The organism is Streptosporangium sp. NPDC002721 (genome assembly GCF_042888905.1).
In the GTDB taxonomy this organism is placed as follows: Bacteria; Actinomycetota; Actinomycetes; order Streptosporangiales; family Streptosporangiaceae; genus Streptosporangium.
In genome coordinates this window covers 1-18,049 of record NZ_JBIAQI010000066.1, presented here as the reverse complement: position 1 = coordinate 18,049, position 18,049 = coordinate 1, and the positions used below count along the sequence as shown (strand labels likewise).

Annotated in this window: 15 protein-coding genes and 2 pseudogenes; 5 read left to right on the top strand and 12 right to left on the bottom strand. The window is 68.9% G+C overall.

Annotated features, from left to right (window positions below):
* Positions 1-174 precede the first annotated feature (174 nt).
* Entirely contained in the window at positions 175-1,650 is a 1,476-nt protein-coding gene (locus ACFYWM_RS44080; protein ID WP_389927688.1) for a family 43 glycosylhydrolase, read from the bottom strand.
* Between the two features lie 355 nt (positions 1,651-2,005).
* Between ACFYWM_RS44080 and ACFYWM_RS44075 the strand changes: the two genes are divergently transcribed.
* From ACFYWM_RS44075 to ACFYWM_RS44060, 4 genes are all read left to right on the top strand, one after another.
* Positions 2,006-2,206, top strand: coding sequence for a hypothetical protein (locus ACFYWM_RS44075; RefSeq protein ID WP_389927685.1), 201 nt, complete (start codon positions 2,006-2,008; stop codon positions 2,204-2,206).
* Positions 2,207-2,871: 665 nt separating this feature from the next.
* On the top strand, positions 2,872-3,351 hold the full coding sequence (locus tag ACFYWM_RS44070; RefSeq protein ID WP_389927682.1) for a DUF1565 domain-containing protein: 480 nt from the start codon (positions 2,872-2,874) through the stop codon (positions 3,349-3,351).
* A gap of 47 nt (positions 3,352-3,398) precedes the next feature.
* On the top strand, positions 3,399-3,866 hold the full coding sequence (locus tag ACFYWM_RS44065; protein ID WP_389927679.1) for a carbohydrate-binding protein: 468 nt from the start codon (positions 3,399-3,401) through the stop codon (positions 3,864-3,866).
* Between the two features lie 56 nt (positions 3,867-3,922).
* Positions 3,923-6,400, top strand: a complete 2,478-nt coding sequence (locus tag ACFYWM_RS44060; RefSeq protein ID WP_389927677.1) for a family 43 glycosylhydrolase — start codon at positions 3,923-3,925, stop codon at positions 6,398-6,400.
* Positions 6,401-6,720: 320 nt separating this feature from the next.
* Here the strand turns inward: ACFYWM_RS44060 and ACFYWM_RS44055 are convergent, their stop codons facing one another.
* From ACFYWM_RS44055 to ACFYWM_RS44015, 9 genes and pseudogenes are all read right to left on the bottom strand, one after another.
* Complete coding sequence (locus ACFYWM_RS44055; RefSeq protein WP_389927691.1) at positions 6,721-7,122, bottom strand: hypothetical protein; 402 nt, start codon at positions 7,120-7,122, stop codon at positions 6,721-6,723.
* A 112-nt stretch (positions 7,123-7,234) separates the two neighbouring features.
* Positions 7,235-7,840 (bottom strand): annotated as a pseudogene (locus tag ACFYWM_RS44050) (beta-galactosidase); the annotation flags it as partial.
* A 9-nt stretch (positions 7,841-7,849) separates the two neighbouring features.
* Positions 7,850-10,330, bottom strand: coding sequence for a Tat pathway signal sequence domain protein (locus ACFYWM_RS44045; RefSeq protein ID WP_389927675.1), 2,481 nt, complete (start codon positions 10,328-10,330; stop codon positions 7,850-7,852).
* Positions 10,327-11,244, bottom strand: coding sequence for a carbohydrate ABC transporter permease (locus ACFYWM_RS44040; protein ID WP_389927672.1), 918 nt, complete (start codon positions 11,242-11,244; stop codon positions 10,327-10,329). Before ACFYWM_RS44040 ends, ACFYWM_RS44045 begins: the two co-directional genes overlap by 4 nt.
* An 11-nt stretch (positions 11,245-11,255) precedes the next feature.
* Positions 11,256-12,233 (bottom strand): ABC transporter permease, encoded by a 978-nt coding sequence (locus tag ACFYWM_RS44035; protein WP_389927669.1) that lies wholly within the window; start codon positions 12,231-12,233, stop codon positions 11,256-11,258.
* A 73-nt stretch (positions 12,234-12,306) separates the two neighbouring features.
* The gene (locus ACFYWM_RS44030) at positions 12,307-13,854 is read right to left on the bottom strand and encodes an extracellular solute-binding protein (protein WP_389927666.1); all 1,548 of its coding nucleotides are present in this window, start codon (positions 13,852-13,854) and stop codon (positions 12,307-12,309) included.
* Positions 13,854-14,429, bottom strand: coding sequence for a YesL family protein (locus tag ACFYWM_RS44025; RefSeq protein ID WP_389927663.1), 576 nt, complete (start codon positions 14,427-14,429; stop codon positions 13,854-13,856). Before ACFYWM_RS44025 ends, ACFYWM_RS44030 begins: the two co-directional genes overlap by 1 nt.
* Entirely contained in the window at positions 14,426-15,055 is a 630-nt protein-coding gene (locus tag ACFYWM_RS44020; RefSeq protein WP_389927661.1) for a DUF1961 family protein, read from the bottom strand. The genes ACFYWM_RS44025 and ACFYWM_RS44020 overlap by 4 nt, the downstream gene beginning before the upstream one ends.
* On the bottom strand, positions 15,052-15,423 hold the full coding sequence (locus ACFYWM_RS44015; protein ID WP_389927660.1) for a hypothetical protein: 372 nt from the start codon (positions 15,421-15,423) through the stop codon (positions 15,052-15,054). The genes ACFYWM_RS44020 and ACFYWM_RS44015 overlap by 4 nt, the downstream gene beginning before the upstream one ends.
* A gap of 436 nt (positions 15,424-15,859) precedes the next feature.
* Between ACFYWM_RS44015 and ACFYWM_RS44010 the strand changes: the two are divergent.
* A pseudogene (locus ACFYWM_RS44010) lies at positions 15,860-15,970 on the top strand (IS5/IS1182 family transposase); the annotation flags it as partial.
* 33 nt (positions 15,971-16,003) lie between these two features.
* Here ACFYWM_RS44010 and ACFYWM_RS44005 read toward each other — a convergent pair.
* Positions 16,004-16,192 (bottom strand): hypothetical protein, encoded by a 189-nt coding sequence (locus tag ACFYWM_RS44005; protein ID WP_389927658.1) that lies wholly within the window; start codon positions 16,190-16,192, stop codon positions 16,004-16,006.
* 66 nt (positions 16,193-16,258) lie between these two features.
* The gene (locus ACFYWM_RS44000; protein WP_389927655.1) at positions 16,259-17,305 is read right to left on the bottom strand and encodes a LacI family DNA-binding transcriptional regulator; all 1,047 of its coding nucleotides are present in this window, start codon (positions 17,303-17,305) and stop codon (positions 16,259-16,261) included.
* Between the last annotated feature and the right edge of the window lie 744 nt (positions 17,306-18,049).

Sequence of the window (18,049 nt, the reverse complement as noted above, 5' to 3'; positions counted from 1 at the left end):
CGGGTGGGGCTGACGGCGACCTCCAGGGCGAGGGCCAGCACGCCGGCCAGGGCGAGCAGCAACACTCGCCACGCCGTTCCTCGGGGAGGGGACAGTAACAACACGATTCACTCCTGACGTCGTTCGGGGTATGAGGCGGGTCTGCCGTGCCCTGGTCGTGGTCTCGCGCGCCGGCTAGTAGGCGAAGGGCCAGCCGGCCTGGTCCCAGCCGAGCCTGTTGATGCCGAGCAGGGACGCGCCGTTGTCGGCGTAGTAGTGGTAGAAGAGGATCGACCCGTCGGTGTCGTCCAGGTAGGTCTGGTGGCCGGGGCCGTGGACGCTGCCGCGGCCGGCCAGGATCTCGGTGCCGCCGCCGGAGTTCATCGCCACCCCGTTGCGGTCGACGAAGGGGCCGTTGACCGAGGTGGAGCGGCCCACCATGATCCGGTAGGTGCTGGAGGCACCCTGGCAGCACCGGTCGAAGGAGACGAACAGGTAGTAGTGGTCACCGCGGCGGACGAGGGTGGGCGCCTCGATGGCGCCGCCGCCCCGCCCGGCGACGCCGGTGAGAGTGCTGCCGGTGCGCTTGCCGGTGGCCGGGTCGAGTTGGATCTGCTTGATGCCCGACCAGAACGAGCCGAAGGTCAGCCACCAACGGCCCTGGGCGTCGATGGTCATGCTGGGGTCGATGGCGTTGAAGTTGTCGCTCGTTCGGGATTCGACGACCAGGCCCTGATTGGTCCACGATCCCGAGGCGCCGGTGGCGGACGTGGCCAGGAAGATCGCCGAGCGGTTGGAGCCGAAGCTGGAGGCCGAGTAGTACATGTGGTATCGCCCGTTCACATAGGTGATGTCGGGCGCCCACACGTGGTTGCTTCCACCGGTGTAGGGGTGCGCCCACGAGACGCCTCCGGGGAAGGCCGACCCGGCGTTGCGCCAGGTGGTGCGGTCGGTGGAGGTCTTGAGCGAGATGTTGTCACCGGTGTGGGCCAGCAGGTAGGTGCCGCCCGGGGTCTTGGTCACCTCCGGGTCGTGCACGCCGACGTCACCGGCGACCGGGCCGGGAGGGGGGTACGCGGACGGCGGGGTGGTGGGGTCACCGGAGCCGCCGAGCTTGACCAGCTGCCACTGCTGGTTGGCGCCGCCGGCGTCGGTGTACTGCGACAGGCGGCCGCCGTCGGCGGTGGACCACTCCCAGGTCTCCAGGGCCTTGCCGCTGTTGCGGTTGATCAGGCGGATGTGCCCCGCGTCGCTGTCGAGGACGCGAAACTGCTGGTTGGTGCCGTTGTTGTCGGCCCACTGCACGACGTTGGCGCCGTCGGCGGTGGAGCGGGAGGAGATGTCGAGCACCTTGCCGCTGTGACGTGAGCGCAGCCGGTAGTAGCCGCCGCCGGAGTCGACGAACTGCCACTGCTGCCAGGCGCCGTCGTTGCGGGACCACTGGACGATGGAGGCGCCGTCGCCGGTGGCGCGGTCGAGGACGTCGATGGCCTTGCCGCTGTGCCGGTTGACCAGGACGTAGGAGGCGCCGGTGTCGATGACGGCCGCGGCGGCCGGGGACGCGGCCACGATCGACTGGCACAACGCGAGCAGTATCACGACGGCCGCCGCGAAAGCGGCGCCGACACCACGGCGGTCGTGTCGGAGGGGAGTGCTTGGGAGTCTGTTCATGGGGGGTCCTCTTGTCTGGACGATCAGCAGAGGGAACAGGTCACAGCATTTGTTAGCGTTAACAATCGACGGCGAAGGCGGTTGCGTCTCCTCTCGCGGAGGCTCTCTGGTGCGGGTGCTCAACAAAGGGGCTGTCGCCGATGTTGTTAGCGTTAACACTCCTCTGTACAACCAGCGGTTCACGGTGTTGTGAGGAGATTGGTTCTTAGTGTTAACACCGACATCGCCTTAGTCAAGGGGGCGTTCGGTATCTTTCGGAATGACATGAAGAGCGCACGGCGTCCTCATGTTCACCCGTCGTGACCACGGGCTTCCCGGTCACCGGGAAAGCGGCCTTCCCCTCCGTCACGCCGACGTGCTCATCGAGACCGGGACCCGCGAGCGCGCCGACGCGTTGCCCGGTCGCGTCACCAACGTCATGGAAGTCCGGTTGCACACCCGTCGCGGGACGGGCGCCGCCGAGGACTGCCCCGCCATGACGCGGCCCATGCTTGAAACTTTCACCGAATCGGTGCCGAGACGCGACGACGGCGAGCGGGGGGACCGGGATGCGTGATCGAGCTCTCGGAGTGCCGCGCGTACTGGCGTACGGTTTCGCCGTGCCGCCGATGTTCGTCGACCTTCAGGTCGGTTCTGTCGTAAACGTTTTCATCATGGCCTGACCGGTCGTGGGAGCCCGAGGGGCGGCGATCCTGCGCGAGCCGTCCGCGCGCAGCGGCGGTCCCGGACGGCCGGCCGGACGCCGGGCCCGGTGCCCCGGCCTCGTTCGTCGGCGGCACGGGTCCCGGCCCTGGTGTATGAAACGTTCAGGGTGCACCCATCGGCTCGGCCGGCCGTTGGTGACTTTTACCGCGAGGTCGACGGCGGATGTTGACAGCGGCTCACCCCTTGTGGTTAAACCGCTTTAACAATCCGCGCTCCTCGCGGCAACGAAGACGAGACAAGCACAGGCTCGCCCCACTCTGTTCCTCCCATCGTGGGATCGCGTCCGGCACTGCTGGAGCGCCGGTCGCGACTCACCTGGCAGGGACCGTCTGTCTGCGGGCCATCCACACCCCCAGTGATCAGTTCAGAATGAGCCGGCGTGTCGGCCTTGCCGATGTCAGAAGACATTCCGAGACGGCTGCGTGCCGGAGGTCCTGACCGGTCCTTCTCCATCCGGCCTGCCGGGTCATCCGCCCTTCGCAAGCCCATCCTGATCACCCGGCCAAGGAGATCCCGATGCGTCTCACACAACGGTGGCGAGCTCTTCGCCGGGCCGCCGTCTCGGCGATCTCGGCCATGGTCGCCGTGATCGTGCCCGGCGCGACCGCGGTGAGCAGTGCGACCGCCGCAGGCGTCCACCACGTGGCCCCGAACGGCAGTGACAGCGCGGCGGGGACCCAGGCCGCTCCGTGGGCCTCGATCGCCCGTGCGCAGGCGGCCGCCCGGCCCGGGGACACGGTCTACCTCCGGGGTGGCACCTACGCCCACACCCGCGCGAACGGCAACTGCGCCGGCCAGACGGCCCGGGCCGACGCGATCACCCTGAACAGGAGCGGCACCTCCGGTAATCCGATCCGCTACCGGGCCTATCCGGGGGAGAAGCCGGTCTTCGACTTCTCCCGCATGACGGACAACTGCCGGATCAAGGGGTTCGGTGTCACCGGCAGCCACCTCCACATCAAGGGGCTGGGCCGCGCCCCGCCAGGGCGACGGTAGCCTGCCCATGCTGCCCCATCTCCGCCCCGCCGCCAACGGCACCCTGGTTGACAAGGGCACCGACGTCGGCCTGCCCTGTACCGGGCAGGCCCCGGATCTCGGGGCCTTCGAGCGGTCCGGCGACACGCCGCCGGGGCGGCGGTACGAGGCGGAGGCCGCGCCGGCGGTGTGCCAGGGCAGCATCGGCTCCGACCAGCGGATTCTGCAACGGCGACGCCGCTGTCAGGGCTTATGCCCAGTTCACGGTGAACGCCTCGGCGGCCGGCACGGCGACGCTCGGGATCCGCTTCGCCAACGGCGCCAACGGCGCCGGCAGCGGCGGCGCACGGCCGGCGAACCTGATCGTCAACGGATCCACAGTGGGGACGGTCTCGTTCGAGTCCACCGGCGCCTGGACGACATGGGTCACCAAGACCGTGACGGTCCCGCTGAACAACGGCGGCAGCACCGTTCGGCTGGACCCGGCCACGGCGGCCGGCCTGCCCAACCTCGACCACCTCGACGTCAACGGCTGAGCGTGCACAGCGCCGACGCCACGATGATGAACGAAAGGCACACCATGATGCGCACCGTGAGTGAGGCATTGAAACGGGGAGGGTTGGTCGCCGCGGTCTTGCTGTTCATGTCGGCGGCGGCACCCGGTGGTATCGCCGCGGCGGCCGAACCCCAGGCGGCCGCGGCTCCCTCCGGCCACGTCTCCGATCACTCCGCCGCGGACTACACCGCTGAGTCGTGGGCGGCCTTCTCCTCGGCCAGGAACGCGACGGCGGCGCTCACGCGAGGGGGAAGTGAGGACGCGGCCGCACGCGCGAAGCTCCAGAGCGCCGTTGACGGCCTGGTGATGGTCCGCGGATTGAAGAAGCTGGTCGCGGACTACCGGACCCGCTCCGCGAGCAGGTACACCGGCGCCTCCTGGACCCCCTTCGCCAAGGCGTTGGACAGCGCGGCCGGTGTCGCCGCCGACGCGTCGGCGACCGCTTCGGAGGTCGCCGCCGCGAAGACGGCGCTGGTGACCGCCGCCGGTGATCTGGAGGCCGCCGACGAGGGGACGTTCCAGACCATCACCAACGACACCTTCTGGAACGACACCAGCGGCAACCCCATCTACTCGCAGGGGGGTGGCGTCTTCAAGTTCGGCGACACCTACTACTGGTACGGCGTGCACTACACCGGCGCCGAGCTCTACCGGGCCAATCCCACGAGGAAGTACGACGGCGACGTCTCGTTCGTCTCGATCCCCGTGTACTCCTCGAAGGACCTGGTGAACTGGAAGTTCGAGAACCGCGTCGCCACGCGCTCCACGGGTCTCGGCGGCGGGGCCACCCTCGGCCAGGCGGGCTGGGTGGGACGTCTTGGCGTCTCCTACAACGAGAACACCGGCAAGTACGTGCTCCTCGTGCAGGCGTACCTCCCGTCGATGGGCGGTGACGGGGTTCTGATCCTCCGGGGTGACTCGCCCACCGACACCTTCGACTACGCCCACTTCCAGACCCAGATCGTCAACTCTCCCACGACGGGCACCGGGGACCAGACCGTCTTCACCGACGACGACGGCAAGGACTACCTGATCTTCTCCAACCGGCAGGGGCGCTCTCGCGCCTTCGTCGCCAAGCTGAGGGAGTCCGACTCGCTGCGGGTGGAGCCCGGGGTGCAGATCGGCCAGAACTCCGCCGGGCGCGAGGGCAACGCCATGTTCAAGCTCGACGGCAAGTACTACCACGCCTCGTCGGACCTGCACGGCTGGAACACCTCGGTCACCCACGTCCTGGAGTCGACCTCCGGCAACATCCAGGGCGCTTACACCGGTGAGTACACGCTCGCGGGCACCGAGATGGACTACAGCCACGTGACCCAGACCGGGTTCTTCGTGACCGTCAAGGGAACCAAGCAGAACACGGTGATCTTCGCGGGGGACCGCTGGGCCGACTTCGCCTGGAACGGCATCGGTTACAACCAGTGGATGCCGGTGACCAGGACCGGCGCCCGCCCTCAGTTCCACTCGGTGAGCCAGTGGCAGTTCAACGCCACGACCGGGGAGTGGCGCGTCGGGCCCGCGAACAACTACATCCTCAACCCCGGCTTCCAGGCCGATCGCATCATCGTCCCCCAGGTGCAGGGATGGACCAATTTCCGCGAGTCCGGGCCCAGCTCGATCGTGACCAACGCCAACGGTGGCGCCAACGGATCGCGCTTCGCGCTGCAGATCGGGGCCACGCAGGCCTACGCCGGTGGCGTGCGGCAGCAGATCACCGTACCGGCCGGCACCTACGGGCTGTCCCTGTTCGCCAGGACCACCGGTTCGCTCAGCGCCGCGCAGGTGACGGTCACCGACGCCGCCGGTAACTCGCGCACGCTCAACATCCCGGCCTCGAGCGGCTGGACCCGGCGCGAACTCGCGGGCATCCAGCTGGCGGCCGGTACCGCCACCGTCACCGTCCGGGCGGCGAGCGGCAACGGGCACCTCTTCGTCGACGACCTCGCACTCGTCAGGACCTCCGGCGGTACGCCGCCGGGGCGGCGTTACGAGGCGGAGAGCGCGCTGGCGGTGTGCCAGGGCAGCATCGACTCCAACCAGCCCGGGTTCTCCGGCAGCGGGTTCTGCAACGGCGACGCCGCCGTCGGGGCTTACGCCCAGTTCACGGTGAACGCCTCGACGGCCGGCACGGCGACGCTGGGAGCCCGTTTCGCCAACGGCGCCGGCAGCGGCGGCGCACGGCCGGCGAACCTGATCGTCAACGGATCCACGGTGGGGACGGTCTCGTTCGGATCCACCGGGACGTGGACGGCTTGGTCCACCGAGGCGCTGAGCGTCTCCCTGAACACCGGCGGCAACACCATCCGCCTGGACCCGACCACGGCGGCCGGGCTACCCAACATCGACCACCTCGACGTCAACGCCTCGGCCGGCTGGCCACAGCCGGCCGCCGCGGGTCACGACGCCGGTGAGAGCCGGTGGGGCCTGGGGGAGAGGGCGGGTCTTCCCGCGGCAGGACGAGAAGTGCGACCACTTCTCCGCCGGCCGGAAAGACCCGTCCGCGCTCCCCCGTGACGCCCCGCCGGCCGTCGAAGGCCGTCACCGTCTCGCCGAGCGCCGGCGTGACGCGGGTGAGGCGCGGCGGGCGTGCGGAACCCGGCAGCGATCCCGGTGGATCGCCTGGCGCCAGAAGGGATCCGGCCTGGCCGTGGCGGTGGCAGGTCACGGTGGTTCGCCCGGCGACGCGCCGGTGGCGCATCAGCAGGCCGGTGGGCGATCCGCCGTGTCCACTCCTCCGGTGGGTACGAGCGGGACATCCGGCAGTGGCGCCCGTACCGTCCGCAGGAGGGCCCGCCCGCCTCACGCGCGGGGAGGACCTTGACCAAGGATGCTCATCATGCCTGCGCCGCGGTGAGGACGGTGCGTGTCACCGGGACCAGCGTGGCCGAGCGCAGCTCCACCAGCCCGCCGGGGCCGACATCCCGGCGGACCTCGGGGGAGAGATAGACGGGTGCGTCCGGCCCCAGCGGCAACAGCCGCAGTTCCAGTCCGTGCTGGACGACCTCGTCGCGGAAGCGGCGCAGGCCGATCTCCCACACGGGGCCGTACCAGAACTGGTCGGCCACGAGCCGTCCGTCGACATAGGCGCGGCCGACGTCGCCGGTCCAGTCCAGGCGCAGGAGCAGTTCCTCGTCGCCGTCGAACGCCTCCTCGGGGACGGTGAGGTGATGCACGGCGGCGTTGTCGAAGTCCGCGTCCACCGGCGCGGACGCGCGCCCGGTCGCCTCGTCGATCACCGGTGCCCGTGGCGGGCCGGCCTCGGCGAGGTGGGTGACCTCGGCCGGGGTCGGCGCGGGTGAGCCCCCGCAGCTGGGCGCCGATCTGCTCGAACCAAGGACGGACCAAGGCGAGATAACGGGGGTCGTCGGTACGCGGCTCGCAGTCGGCCGTCATCAACCAGTCGGGAAAGCCGCCGTAACGGGACTCACCGTGTCCCCAAGGCCCGATGCGCACCACCACGTCGAGCCCCACCTCCGAGCACAGCCGGAGGAACCGGCGCAGATCGCGGTCGCCGTTCCAGAGACAGCGGCCACGCACCTCCTCGTGGATGTTCCAGAAGACGTACGCGGCGACGACGCCCACCCCGCCGGCCCGCATCTTCAGCAACTCCTCCCGCCACTCGGCGGCGGGGTAGCGGCTGAAGTGGTACTCGCCCATGATGGGGAACCAGGGCACCCCGTCCCTGCTCAGGTGACGAGAGTTCACCGTGATGGCATCCGGCCGGCCAGGCTCGTCGCCCATCGCCAGATGTCCCGTACGAGGTGGCCCGAGGTGTTCGGGAACGCTGAGTCGCAGCACCGCCCTCACCGTCTCCCTGTCATTCGTACAGTCCCGCGTCACCGGTGTGGCCGGAGCGATCGCATGGGTGGCCCACGTGACCGAGCCGTCCGGCCGATAGGGGATCGGCCGGCTCTGCGCCGCGGCGCCGTCGCTCAGCACGAAGGTCCGCTCCATGGTGAGTACCTACCTGCGGGGGAGGAGTGCCAGGAGCTGGATCGCCGCCAGCGCGTACTGGCCGGCGTCGTTGGTGGAGACATACGGAGCCTCGTCGACGGGCATGAGGACGCTCACGTCCCGGACGTGGGTGAGCCGCCAGTCGCGCTGGGCCTGTAGGGGGTTGACGTTGAGCTGGTCGCCCTCGCCGACGTCGAAGGCGTGCCAGGCCACGTCGGCCAGACTCCGGTCCCCGGTACGGGCGGCGGCGTAGGCGGCCAGGCGGCTGTGCGCCTGGATCAGCGAGACACCCCTGAGCCGCGGGTCGGTGAGATAGCGGCGGCAGTACTCCAGCCACGCCTCCTCGAAGCCGGCCACCCCCAGGTCGAGGTCGATCAGTTCCGCGCAGACCTCCGGCAACCCGAAGACGGCCGACAGGTGGGAGAGGGTGATCTCGTCCGCCGTCCGGCGGAGACGACCGTCACGCAGTTCCGCCTCCCCGGCCAGGAAGCCGTGGGGCAGGGTCGCCAGGTCGGCCATCGTGCCCAGCAGCCTGTCGCGCGCGCCGACGTCGCGGTGGCGCTCCCAGCGGGTGAGCCACATCGCCGCGAGCGCGCCCCAGTCGGTGCCCAGGCCGATCCTCGGCTCGGAGACGTCGCGATACTTCCGCAGGGGGTCGAGGGCGGCGACCGCGTCCTCGGACAACTCGTCCATGAGGTCGCCGGTGCGCTCGTCGGCGGTCAGGTAGTAGAACACGCGCCGGTAGATCGCACTGGAGACGCGCAGCTGCTTGCAGGAGCAGCCCCAGTGCTGCACGTTGTGCCTGGAGCCCAGGCCCTTCCACGGGCCCAGGTGGTAGACGTCCACCTCGCCGGTGTGGCGGGTCATCGCCTCGGCGAAGCGGAACACCTCGGCACGGCCGGTGCGCAGGAACTGGTACCACAACCACAGATCGGGTGACAGCTCGGAGTTGTCCCACGCGTAGCCGCCGATGTCGTAGCGCCAGGTGTGCCGGTCGGCGTCGTAGGTGTGCATGACGTCGCCGTAGTCCCAGAACCCGTACCAGCGGCGTTGCTCCTGCTGCGCGAGGTAGTGGTCGAAGAGGAAGTCCAGCCGCTCCTCGATCGGCGCGTCGCCGGAGCGCGGGGCCCACGTGCCGAAGACGCCCGCCTCCTTGATCCGCTCGGGGGAGGCGACCAGCAGCCCCGGGGTGAGACCGGCGGCGCGCTCGGCCAGCTCCTCGTTCGGCGGGGTGGCCTCGAACAGGCACAGCGACAGTTCGTGGGTGCGGGCGATGCCGTACGGCGTGCCGTACCCGGGCTCGTAGTCCTCGTAGGTGATCTCCAGGCCCTCTAGCTGTTCCCTGTGGCTGTCCTGGCCCAGGCCGTCGTGCCAGAAGCGCAGGTCCATGGGCTGGGCACTGGGGGAGTGGAGCCAGACGGTCGCGGTCGCCAGGCCGGTGGCGGCGCCGCGGACGTCGAGCCGGGTGGGATGGAGCTTCCAGAAGTCACGAAGGCCGAAGCCGAGACCGCCGCTGACGCCGCCCACATAGCCGTACCCCTGGGAGCGGGTGCCGGAGGGGATGGTCACCCAGCCGTGCCCCGGCTTGGTGCGCTTGCGCAGCAGGAAGCCGTCGGCGCTGTTCTGGTCGAGCGTGTAGTCGCTCCAGGCGGGAATCAGGTGCAGGTGGCCGGCCAGCGCCGACGGGTCGGCCGCCCGCCCTTCGACCTGCGCCCGCCGTACGGCCGCGCCGGGGTCGCGGCGCAGGCCGGTCAGGCCTCGCACGGCCTCGGTGAGGAACCCGGTCACCGGTCCCCCCTCACCGATCCCCCTGGACGGCCCCGCCAGCCGGACGTGCCGGTCGTGCGGTTCGTCGCGCATGATCACGTCGGCGCGCAGGCCGAGACCGCGCAGGAAGTCGCGCTCCGGGTCGCCGTCCCAGACGAAGCTGTGGACCAGGCGGACCTCGGGCGAGCCCGCGTAGAAGTACAGGCGCACGGTGAACGGCAGCCGGTCGCCGTGCCTGCCCTCGGCCCTGACCACCGCGCGGACCGGGCCGGATTGCTCGACGGTGACCCGCTCGACGGTGGCGGTCACCTCGTCGTCGTGCACGCTGACCAGGCGGACGTTCCTGACGATCTCACGGGAGCCGTGCCGTCGCGGGCCCCTCGGCTCCGTGTACGAGATGGACTCGATGAGCCCGCCGCCGAGTCGCCAGGTGACCGGGCCCGAGCGGATCGTCCGGCCGGTCACGGTGACCGGCTGCTCGGGCAGGGCGGGAACGGCCCGCGGGCAGAGCTCATAGGCGTCGCAGGGGTCGCTCTGCGGGCCGATGGCGTGGGCGGACCACTTGACCGAGCCGTCCGGCCAGGTGGCGGTGACCCAGCTCTGCACGGGAGTGCCGTCGCGCAGGGCGAAGCCGGTCCCCGCGGCCACGGTGCCACGCGGCCAGGGAACTCCCCAGGTGACGCCCTGCCTGCGCGCCCCGTCGAGCCAGCGTACTTCGGTCATTCCTTCACCGAACCGATCATGACGCCCTTGGCGAAGTGTTTCTGCAGGAACGGGTAGACCAGCAGGATCGGCAGGGTCGCGACGACCACGACGGCGAACTTGATGCCCTGCTCGGGGAAGAGCACCGAGTCGAAGGCCGAGACCGAACTCTCGGCGTCGACGCCGGTGAGCATCCGGACCAGTACCTGGAGCGTCCACTTGTCGTTGTCGTTGATGTAGAGCAGGGGCGACATGTAGTCGTTCCATATGCCGACCGCGTAGAAGAGCGAGAAGGTGGCGATGATCGGCTTGGACAGGGGCAGCACGATCCGCCAGAAGACCCCCAGCTCGTTGCAGCCGTCGATGCGGGCGGCCTCTTCGAGTGCCTCCGGCAGTTCCTGGAAGAAGCTCTTGACGATGATCAGATAGAAGGGGTTGATCGCCAGAGGCAGGATCAGTGCCCAGTAGCTGTCGAGCATGCCGAGGTCTCGCACCACCAGGTAGGTGGGGATCATGCCACCGCTGAACACGATGGTGAAGATGACCAGGTTCAGTATCAGGGTCCGGCCGGGAAGTACCCGTTTGGACAGCGGGTAGGCCATGGTGAGCGTCAACATGACCTGTATCAGCGTGCCGACCGCCGTCACGCAGATGGTGGTGATCATCGCCCTGAGGAAGACGGGAGTGCTGAAGATGTAGTCGTAGGTGCCGGTGATGAACGTCTCCGGCCACAGGAAGAACGGCCTGGTGGCGATCTCCGCCTCGGTGGCGAAGGACCCGGCCAGCACGTACATCAGTGGCAGGACGGTCACCAGCGCCAGGCCGACGAGGAACGCGATGTTGAACGCGTCGAAGAGCCGGCTGCCCCAGGAGCTGTAGTTGCTCACCGTGGCAGGGGTCTCCGCAAGCTTCTTCGCGGTCAGGTTGTGCGCCATGCGCCCCTCCTTCAGAACAGGCCCCGCTGGCCGAGGCGCTTGGCCAGCCAGTTGCAGCCGAAGATGAGCACCAGTCCGGCGACGCCCTTGAACAGGCCGACCGCGGTGGCGTAGCTGTAGCCGCCCTGCGTGATGCCGACGTAGTAGACGAAGGTGTCGAAGACGTCGGCGACGTCCGCGTTGAGCGAGTTCCGCAGCAGCCAGAACTGCTCGAAGCTCTGGTCGAGCAGGTTGCCGGAGGTGAGGATGGCCATGATGACGATGGTGGGCCGGATGGCGGGCAGGGTGATGTGCCAGAACTGGCTCCAGCGCCCGGCGCCGTCCATGCGGGCGGCCTCGTACAGGTCGGGGTTGACCCCGGCCAGCGCGGCCAGGTAGATGATCGTGCCCCAGCCGGTGGTCTTCCAGACCGTCTGCAGCATGATGATCGGCCGGAACCACGCCTCCTGGGCGACGTAGTCGACCTTCTGCCCGCCCGTGATCGAATGGATCCAGTCGGCGATCACGCCGTAGTCGACGGAGAAGAGCAGGTACGTCAGCGACGCGACGATGGTCCAGGCCAGGAAGTGCGGGATGTAGATGAGCGACTGGACCGCGCGTTTGAGCCAGCGCACCCGTAGTTCGTTGAGCAGGAGCGCGACGATGATCGGCGCCGGGAAGGCGATCAGGATCGTCAGCAGCGCGATGATCATCGTGTTGCCCATCAGGCGGCCGAAGTCGGGCCCGGTGAACAGATCCTCGAAGTGCTTGAGCCCCACCCATTCGCTGCCCTCGACGCCGAGGAACGGCACGAAGTCCTTGAACGCGATGGACAGGCCGTACATCGGCCAGTACCTGAAGACGGCGAAGTAGGCCAGGCCGGGCACCAGCATCAGGAAGAGCCAGCGGTGGCGCCCGAGCGTGGACAGGGGTGGGAACAACCTGCCGCGCGGCCCCGCGGGCTTGCCGACGGACGCCTTGGCGGGCACCGGTGCCAGGTCGGTGGCCATGGCGGCCTCCTTTCTCGCGTGTTCGGCGAGGGACTCGGCGGGAGTCCCTCGCCGAACACGGCGTGTCAGGGCGTCAGCCCTTGTTGATCAGTTCCAGGAGCTCGGCCATGACCTGGGTGCCGCCGCTGTCGTACCAGCGCTTGATCTCGGCCTTGAACTGCTCCTCGGTGAGCTCACCCGCGAGGAACTTGATCCGCCCGTCGGTGGGGATCGGGTTCAGCGTGGCGCCCTTGTCCACCGCGGTCTCGGAGATGTAGGGCAGGGTCGGGTCGTGCTGCGCCGTCTGCAGGTCGAGTTCGGACAGAGTCGTCTTCTCCTCCTCGATGGCCTGCTCCTCGGGGGTGGCGCGCTTCCACGCGTACGCCTTGTCGCTTGGGGTGCCGACGCTGGCGCTGGTGCCGAGCTGGATGAAGGCCTTCTCGACGTCGTTGTTGATGGTCTGGACGGCCGGGTCCTGGTCGTTGATCTTGACCGCGTACCCGCCGTCGACCGTGAAGTTCTTCCCCTCGATGCCGTTGTTCAGGAGGGTCGCGCCTTCCTTGGAGGCCAGCTTGTCCATCACCTTGAGCACGTCGTCGAGCTGTGCTTCGGTCCTGACGGTCTGCTTGGAGATGGCGATGACGTCGTTGTAGCCGGTGAAGGGCAGCGAGAACTTCCGGCCGTCGGGGCGCTTGAGGTTGCCCGCCATCGCGACCTTGGTCTGGTAGTCGCTCGCGTCCGCCTGCTTGAACAGCTGGAACAGCTCGTCGGCGCGGACGTTGACGTCGATGATGATGCCGCCCTTGCCCTGGACGAACGGGTCGAGCCACTTGGCGGTGTCGAGCGTGGCCCAGTCGGGGTTGGTCAGGCCCTCGTCGATGAACTTCTTGATGTACTTCTGCGCCTCCCAGAACTCGGGAGCGTCGAACTCCGGCACCAGCTTTCCGTCGCGCACCGCGTGGCCGTTCGGGGCGCCGAACCAGACGTCGATCGCGTTGTACGGGCTGGAGGCGCTGAAGGTGGGAGCCGGCCACTTCGGCAGGATCAGGCCGTAGGTGTCCTTCTTGCCGTTGCCGTCGGGGTCCTTCTCGGTGAAGGCCTTGGCGATCTCGTAGAGATCGTCGGTGGTCTCCGGTTCCTTCAGGCCCAGCTTGTCCAGCCAGTCCTTGCGCAGCATGATCGCCGAGCGAAGCAGCGGACGGATCCGGTAGACGCCGTAGTTCTTGCCGTTGGTGGAGGCGTTGGCCAGGATCCGGGGGTCCTGGGGCAGGTTCGGGTATTTCTTGATCTTGTCCGTCAGGTCCCAGAAGGCCCCGGCCTGGGCCGCCTTGGTGAACGCGGCGTCCTTGGGGTTGACGACCAGGAGGTCGGGCAGCTTGTCCGAGGCCAGGGTGACATTGGTCTTCGAGGCGTAGTCCGCGTTCGGCACCCAGGTGATGTCGAGCTTCTTGCCGACGAGCTTCTCCACGGCCTTGTGCATCTCGCCGTTGGGGTCCGGTGCGGTGCCGAAGAGCTTGACCATGAGGTTCAGCGCGCCGGGCGCGGCCTGGCCGCCTTCGTTCTCGCTGCCGCACGCGGCCGCGCCGAACAGGGTTGTTAACGCAAACATACCGGCCAGCAGTCGACGGGGGGTGGTATTCATCAGTTGCCTTTCGCAAGCAGGAGCGCCTCGTTCTCGGCGAAGAAGCGCAAGGCCAGCCAGGTGTTCAGCTGGATCCAGCCGCCCACGGCGAGGGTGGGAAGCAGGAGGGGCAGGAGTGACACCGCGTAGGCCGTCGCCGCCAGGGCGAACAGCAGCACGATCGAGGACGCGGGCCGGGCGAGCGCGAACAGCGACGCCTTGGGGAGGTAGTCGCGTGGCCGCAGGTCGAAATGGACGTACATGGGCAGCAGGTACGCCGCGATCATCGCCAGGAGCAGTAGGGCGATCAGGGAGGCCGCGCCGTACAGGGTCGTGGTGGACAGTACGGCCGCCGCCAGGAGGATCGGGAGTACCAGCAGCGAGCCCCGCGCGAACTCCCGCCGGTAGGCGGTGGCGAACGCGCGCAGGGGCGGGAAGCTCTCGCCCATCGCGTGTCTGCGGGCGAGGGTGTAGGCGGCCACCGTCGCCGGGCCGATGCCCAGGACGACGCCGCCGGCCAGGGTGAACAGCAGCCACAGCGCGTTGAGGCGGATGGCCCACCACACCTCGTCGAAGACCGGGTAGAGGCGCATCATGGCGAGGTCACCCTCAGGTCGGCGTACTCGCCGATCGGCGTAGCCATCCGGCGAAAGCCGATCTTCCCGCCGGGCGGCGGGTGCTCGTCGCGCCGGCGGGAGCTCTCCAGGCCGTTGACGGAGAAGGCGGTCTCACCCCCGGCCACGGTCAGGCGCATATCGTACGGCCCCCGGGCGTCGAGCGCCGCGGGCAGCGGGTCCGGTTCTTGGGCGACGAGGTGGAAGCCGTGGCTCTCGCGCGGGTCGCAGGTGTGCGACCCGCGCTCCGACGACCACATCCGGCGGAAGCAGGAGACGTGGTGGGCGTCCAGGTCGCCGTGGTGGTACTGCTCGTACGGACCGGTGCGAGGGGCGAGGTTGAACAGGTCCTCGCCCTGCCTGCCTCGCGCGTGGAAGAACACGATGGCCAGGCCGGGCTCGTTGACCGGCCAGAACTCCCACTCGATCGTGACGTCTCCGTCGAAGTCCTCGGGGCACCACAGGACGATGTTGGCCTCCTGGCCGTCCTTCGATGGCCGCAGGCTCTCCAGCCGCATCCGGCCCCCTGGGAAGGTGATCGCGCCGGAGCCCTCCAGATGGAAGTCCTTGACGTTCTCGGGAATGGCCAGAACGTTGTGGTAGCTCATCCTCCTCCTTCCTTTTGGAAAGCGCTTTCCGAATGGGTATTTCGAATAGCGCCAGGTGAGACCGACAGGACCCCCTCGGCAGGCACGCCCTTAGGGACCGCCGTGGCGACTTCGCGCCAGACTTTGATGCCGGCGTCGGCGTGCGGAACCGTGCCCGAGTGCCACTTCTCGGCATCGGCCCGCGAGGTGCGCCGCTGGAAGAAGGTGATCCCGTCGGCGACCACCGCGTCCATCTCGGCGCCGAAGCCGAACCGGTCCATTTCTCGGTGCGGGCGGAGCGTCAGTTTGATGGTCTTCGGTACGACAGGCGTGATCCGGGCTCGTTCCGGCCACCGCTCGGGGTTCCGGGCGCTGCCGTAGACGATCACATGCTCTCCCGGCTCTTGTTAGCTCTGCGTTAGGGGGGATTAAAACGTTCTTCTTCTGGCAGCACAAGACCCCATTTCAGGAAACGGTGTTAGCGTGCGGTTGCGGTCAGGGCACAACAACCCAATACTGATGACGGTTGCCCGCGTGGTTGCCTCCACGGGGGAGTGGTGCATGAGTCTTTCCGGCTAGTGAGCGTGACGCCGTGAGATGAGGACGGTCATCGCGCGATCCTTCGAGTGCGGACTTCCAGATCGAAGGGAAGAGTGGACAACAGCGAAACTTTTTCGTCTTCTGGCGGCCGGCCGCTGGTCACAGTATGACCGTGAGGCCGATGTTCGCCTGATGACGCAAAGAAGCTCCTGGTAGACGGGTTGATCACCACCATCACGTTCGTCACGGCCATCGGCCGGGAACGAGATCGGCGCCGACGGCGAGCTGGTTGGCTACCGCCGCCTACACCGGCGTTATGAGCGTCGAGCTGGTCACTTCGCGTCCTTCGTCGCCATCGCCGCGGCCCTCGTTCGCTATCGCCGACTCGCCAAATGAGGCGCATTCCAAAAGGCGTCGCCCCGGCCGGGGTCAGGTCCAGTACTTCGTCGGCGGGGTCCTCGAAACTCCGGTGGGCGGGGGTGGGGCGATCCAGCAGAAAGGCGGCCTGTTCCAGGGGCAGCGGGCGTGCAGCCGATCGGCTCCGTCCAGGTGCAGGACATGACAGGAGGAGTGCCCGGACAGGATCCACAGCCGGCGTTCCACGTCATGAACGATCACGGTGTCCTTTCGGGACATGCCGCAGCCGCCCACCGGGCCGAGGCCGACGGGCGGGTGCGGCAACGGTCAGAGGCGGGAGGCGGACGGAGGACCGCTGCTCTCCCGGACGATGAGTTCCGGCTCGCTCCAGGTGGGGACGGCCGGCGGCGCCCCCTGCGGGCCCAGCCTGCGGTGCAGCAGGCCGAAGCAGGCCCGGCCGAGGCCTTCGAAGTCGAGGTGGACGGTGGTGAGTGAGGGGGTGAGGTAGGCGGATGACGGAGAATCGTCGAAGCCAACGACGCTGAGGCCGCCGGGGATGTCCCGGCCGACTTCGCGCGCGGCGTGCATGACCCCGAGCGCGAGGTCGTCGGTGCCGCACAGGATCGCCGTGACTGAAGGGGTGCTCAGCAGATCGCGGGCGGCCAGGTACCCCGAGCGCGGGCTCCAGCCACCGTGCAGCGGCTCGGGCACCCGCCGCCCGGCGGCCCGCAGCGCCTCCTGCCATCCCTGTGTTCGCTGGGCGACGGCGCTGGTGGAGGAGGGGATGGCCAGGTAGTGGACCATCTGATGTCCCAGGCTCAGCAGGTAGCGGGTCGCGTGTGCCGCCGCGCCCCGGTCGTCGAGCCAGACCTGCCAGGGATCCGGGGCTTCGGTGTCGGGACGGCGTTCCACGGTCGCCGCCACCGGCACGTCCGGCGGCAGCGCCTGCAGCGCCCGCACGCCCGCGTCGTCGAAGGCGATCACCATGACGGCCTCACCCGGTCGGTTGAGGGGGACGGCCACATCCCGCTGGTCGGAGTCACGTCCCAGCACGCTGATCCTGACCGCGAAGCCCGCCGTCCGAGCCGCCTTCTCCATGCCGCACAGCGTGGCGGCCGCGCGGTACAGGGCGATGTCGGAGGTCAGAACGGTGACCGAGCGCGCCGAGCCTCCGGCCAGCACCCGGGCCAGACGGTTGGGCTGGTAGCCGAGCTCGGCGATGACCTGAAGGACCTTGGCCCGGGTCGGCTCGCTGACCTGGGCCTTGCCGTTGATGACGCGGGAGACGGTCTGCTGGGAGACACCGGCCACCCGGGCGACGTCCCAGATGCTCGCGGAGCGGGAACGGCCCGACGAAACGTCTTCGCCTGCCATGGGATCGGCAACCTCCTATGTTATCGATAACATAATCGTGGTGTCGTGAAACCGATCTGGAACGCTTTGCGGTCCGGCCCTGGAAGGGCCGGCCGCGGCGCTTCTGCGGAGAACCCCCGCCAAGCCGGAGTCGCTGGTCGTGGGCCGTGTCGGCGACCAGGCCCGCGATCTGACGGCGCCCGCCGTCTCGAAGCGATTGTGATAGTCCGCGAGGAACGCGCCTACGGAGCCGGAGGGGGTGCTCGCCGTTGAACGGGCAGAAGCGCGAAGCGTCGTACCAAGTGCAGCCGCGGCGAAGCGGGGCGATGACCGGGGCGCAGCCCCGGTACCAACGGCGTTGGCATCGCTCATGACCGCGGTCGCCGGTGACGCTATCTTCACCGCATGTCAGGGCGGCGACCGGAGTCACCGGGACGGGATCGCACTGCCGGGCGGCGTCGACCGTCGTGGTGAGAGGTTCGCGGGAGCGCGCGGCGCCAAGTGGTGAGGGCATGAGGGTCCGTCGCTGGCGCCGAACTGGATGAACACATAACCGTCGGACTCACCTCCTCCGGCCCGGCGCGAGGCTGGGCGTCGGACTGGGACGGGGCGCCCCCTCCACACTGGGAGGGGGCGCCCGTCGGACGCGCCGGGGGAGATCAGGTCCGGCCCCGGCGCCGGGTCCTAGCGGAGGTAGACCTTGGGCTGGGGCGCGGTGGCCATGCCGTTACCGATGAAGAAGCTCGGGTGGGGCGGCTGGTTGTA

Excerpts from the sequence above, each read along its gene's own strand:
- ACFYWM_RS44080 (WP_389927688.1), bottom strand. The coding sequence starts at position 1,650 with ATGAACAGACTCCCAAGCACTCCCCTCCGACACGACCGCCGTGGTGTC.
- ACFYWM_RS44070 (WP_389927682.1), top strand. The coding sequence starts at position 2,872 with ATGCGTCTCACACAACGGTGGCGAGCTCTTCGCCGGGCCGCCGTCTCG.
- ACFYWM_RS44045 (WP_389927675.1), bottom strand. The coding sequence starts at position 10,330 with ATGACCGAAGTACGCTGGCTCGACGGGGCGCGCAGGCAGGGCGTCACC.
- ACFYWM_RS44040 (WP_389927672.1), bottom strand. The coding sequence starts at position 11,244 with ATGGCGCACAACCTGACCGCGAAGAAGCTTGCGGAGACCCCTGCCACG.
- ACFYWM_RS44035 (WP_389927669.1), bottom strand. The coding sequence starts at position 12,233 with ATGGCCACCGACCTGGCACCGGTGCCCGCCAAGGCGTCCGTCGGCAAG.
- ACFYWM_RS44030 (WP_389927666.1), bottom strand. The coding sequence starts at position 13,854 with ATGAATACCACCCCCCGTCGACTGCTGGCCGGTATGTTTGCGTTAACA.
- ACFYWM_RS44025 (WP_389927663.1), bottom strand. The coding sequence starts at position 14,429 with ATGATGCGCCTCTACCCGGTCTTCGACGAGGTGTGGTGGGCCATCCGC.
- ACFYWM_RS44020 (WP_389927661.1), bottom strand. The coding sequence starts at position 15,055 with ATGAGCTACCACAACGTTCTGGCCATTCCCGAGAACGTCAAGGACTTC.
- ACFYWM_RS44000 (WP_389927655.1), bottom strand. The coding sequence starts at position 17,305 with ATGGCAGGCGAAGACGTTTCGTCGGGCCGTTCCCGCTCCGCGAGCATC.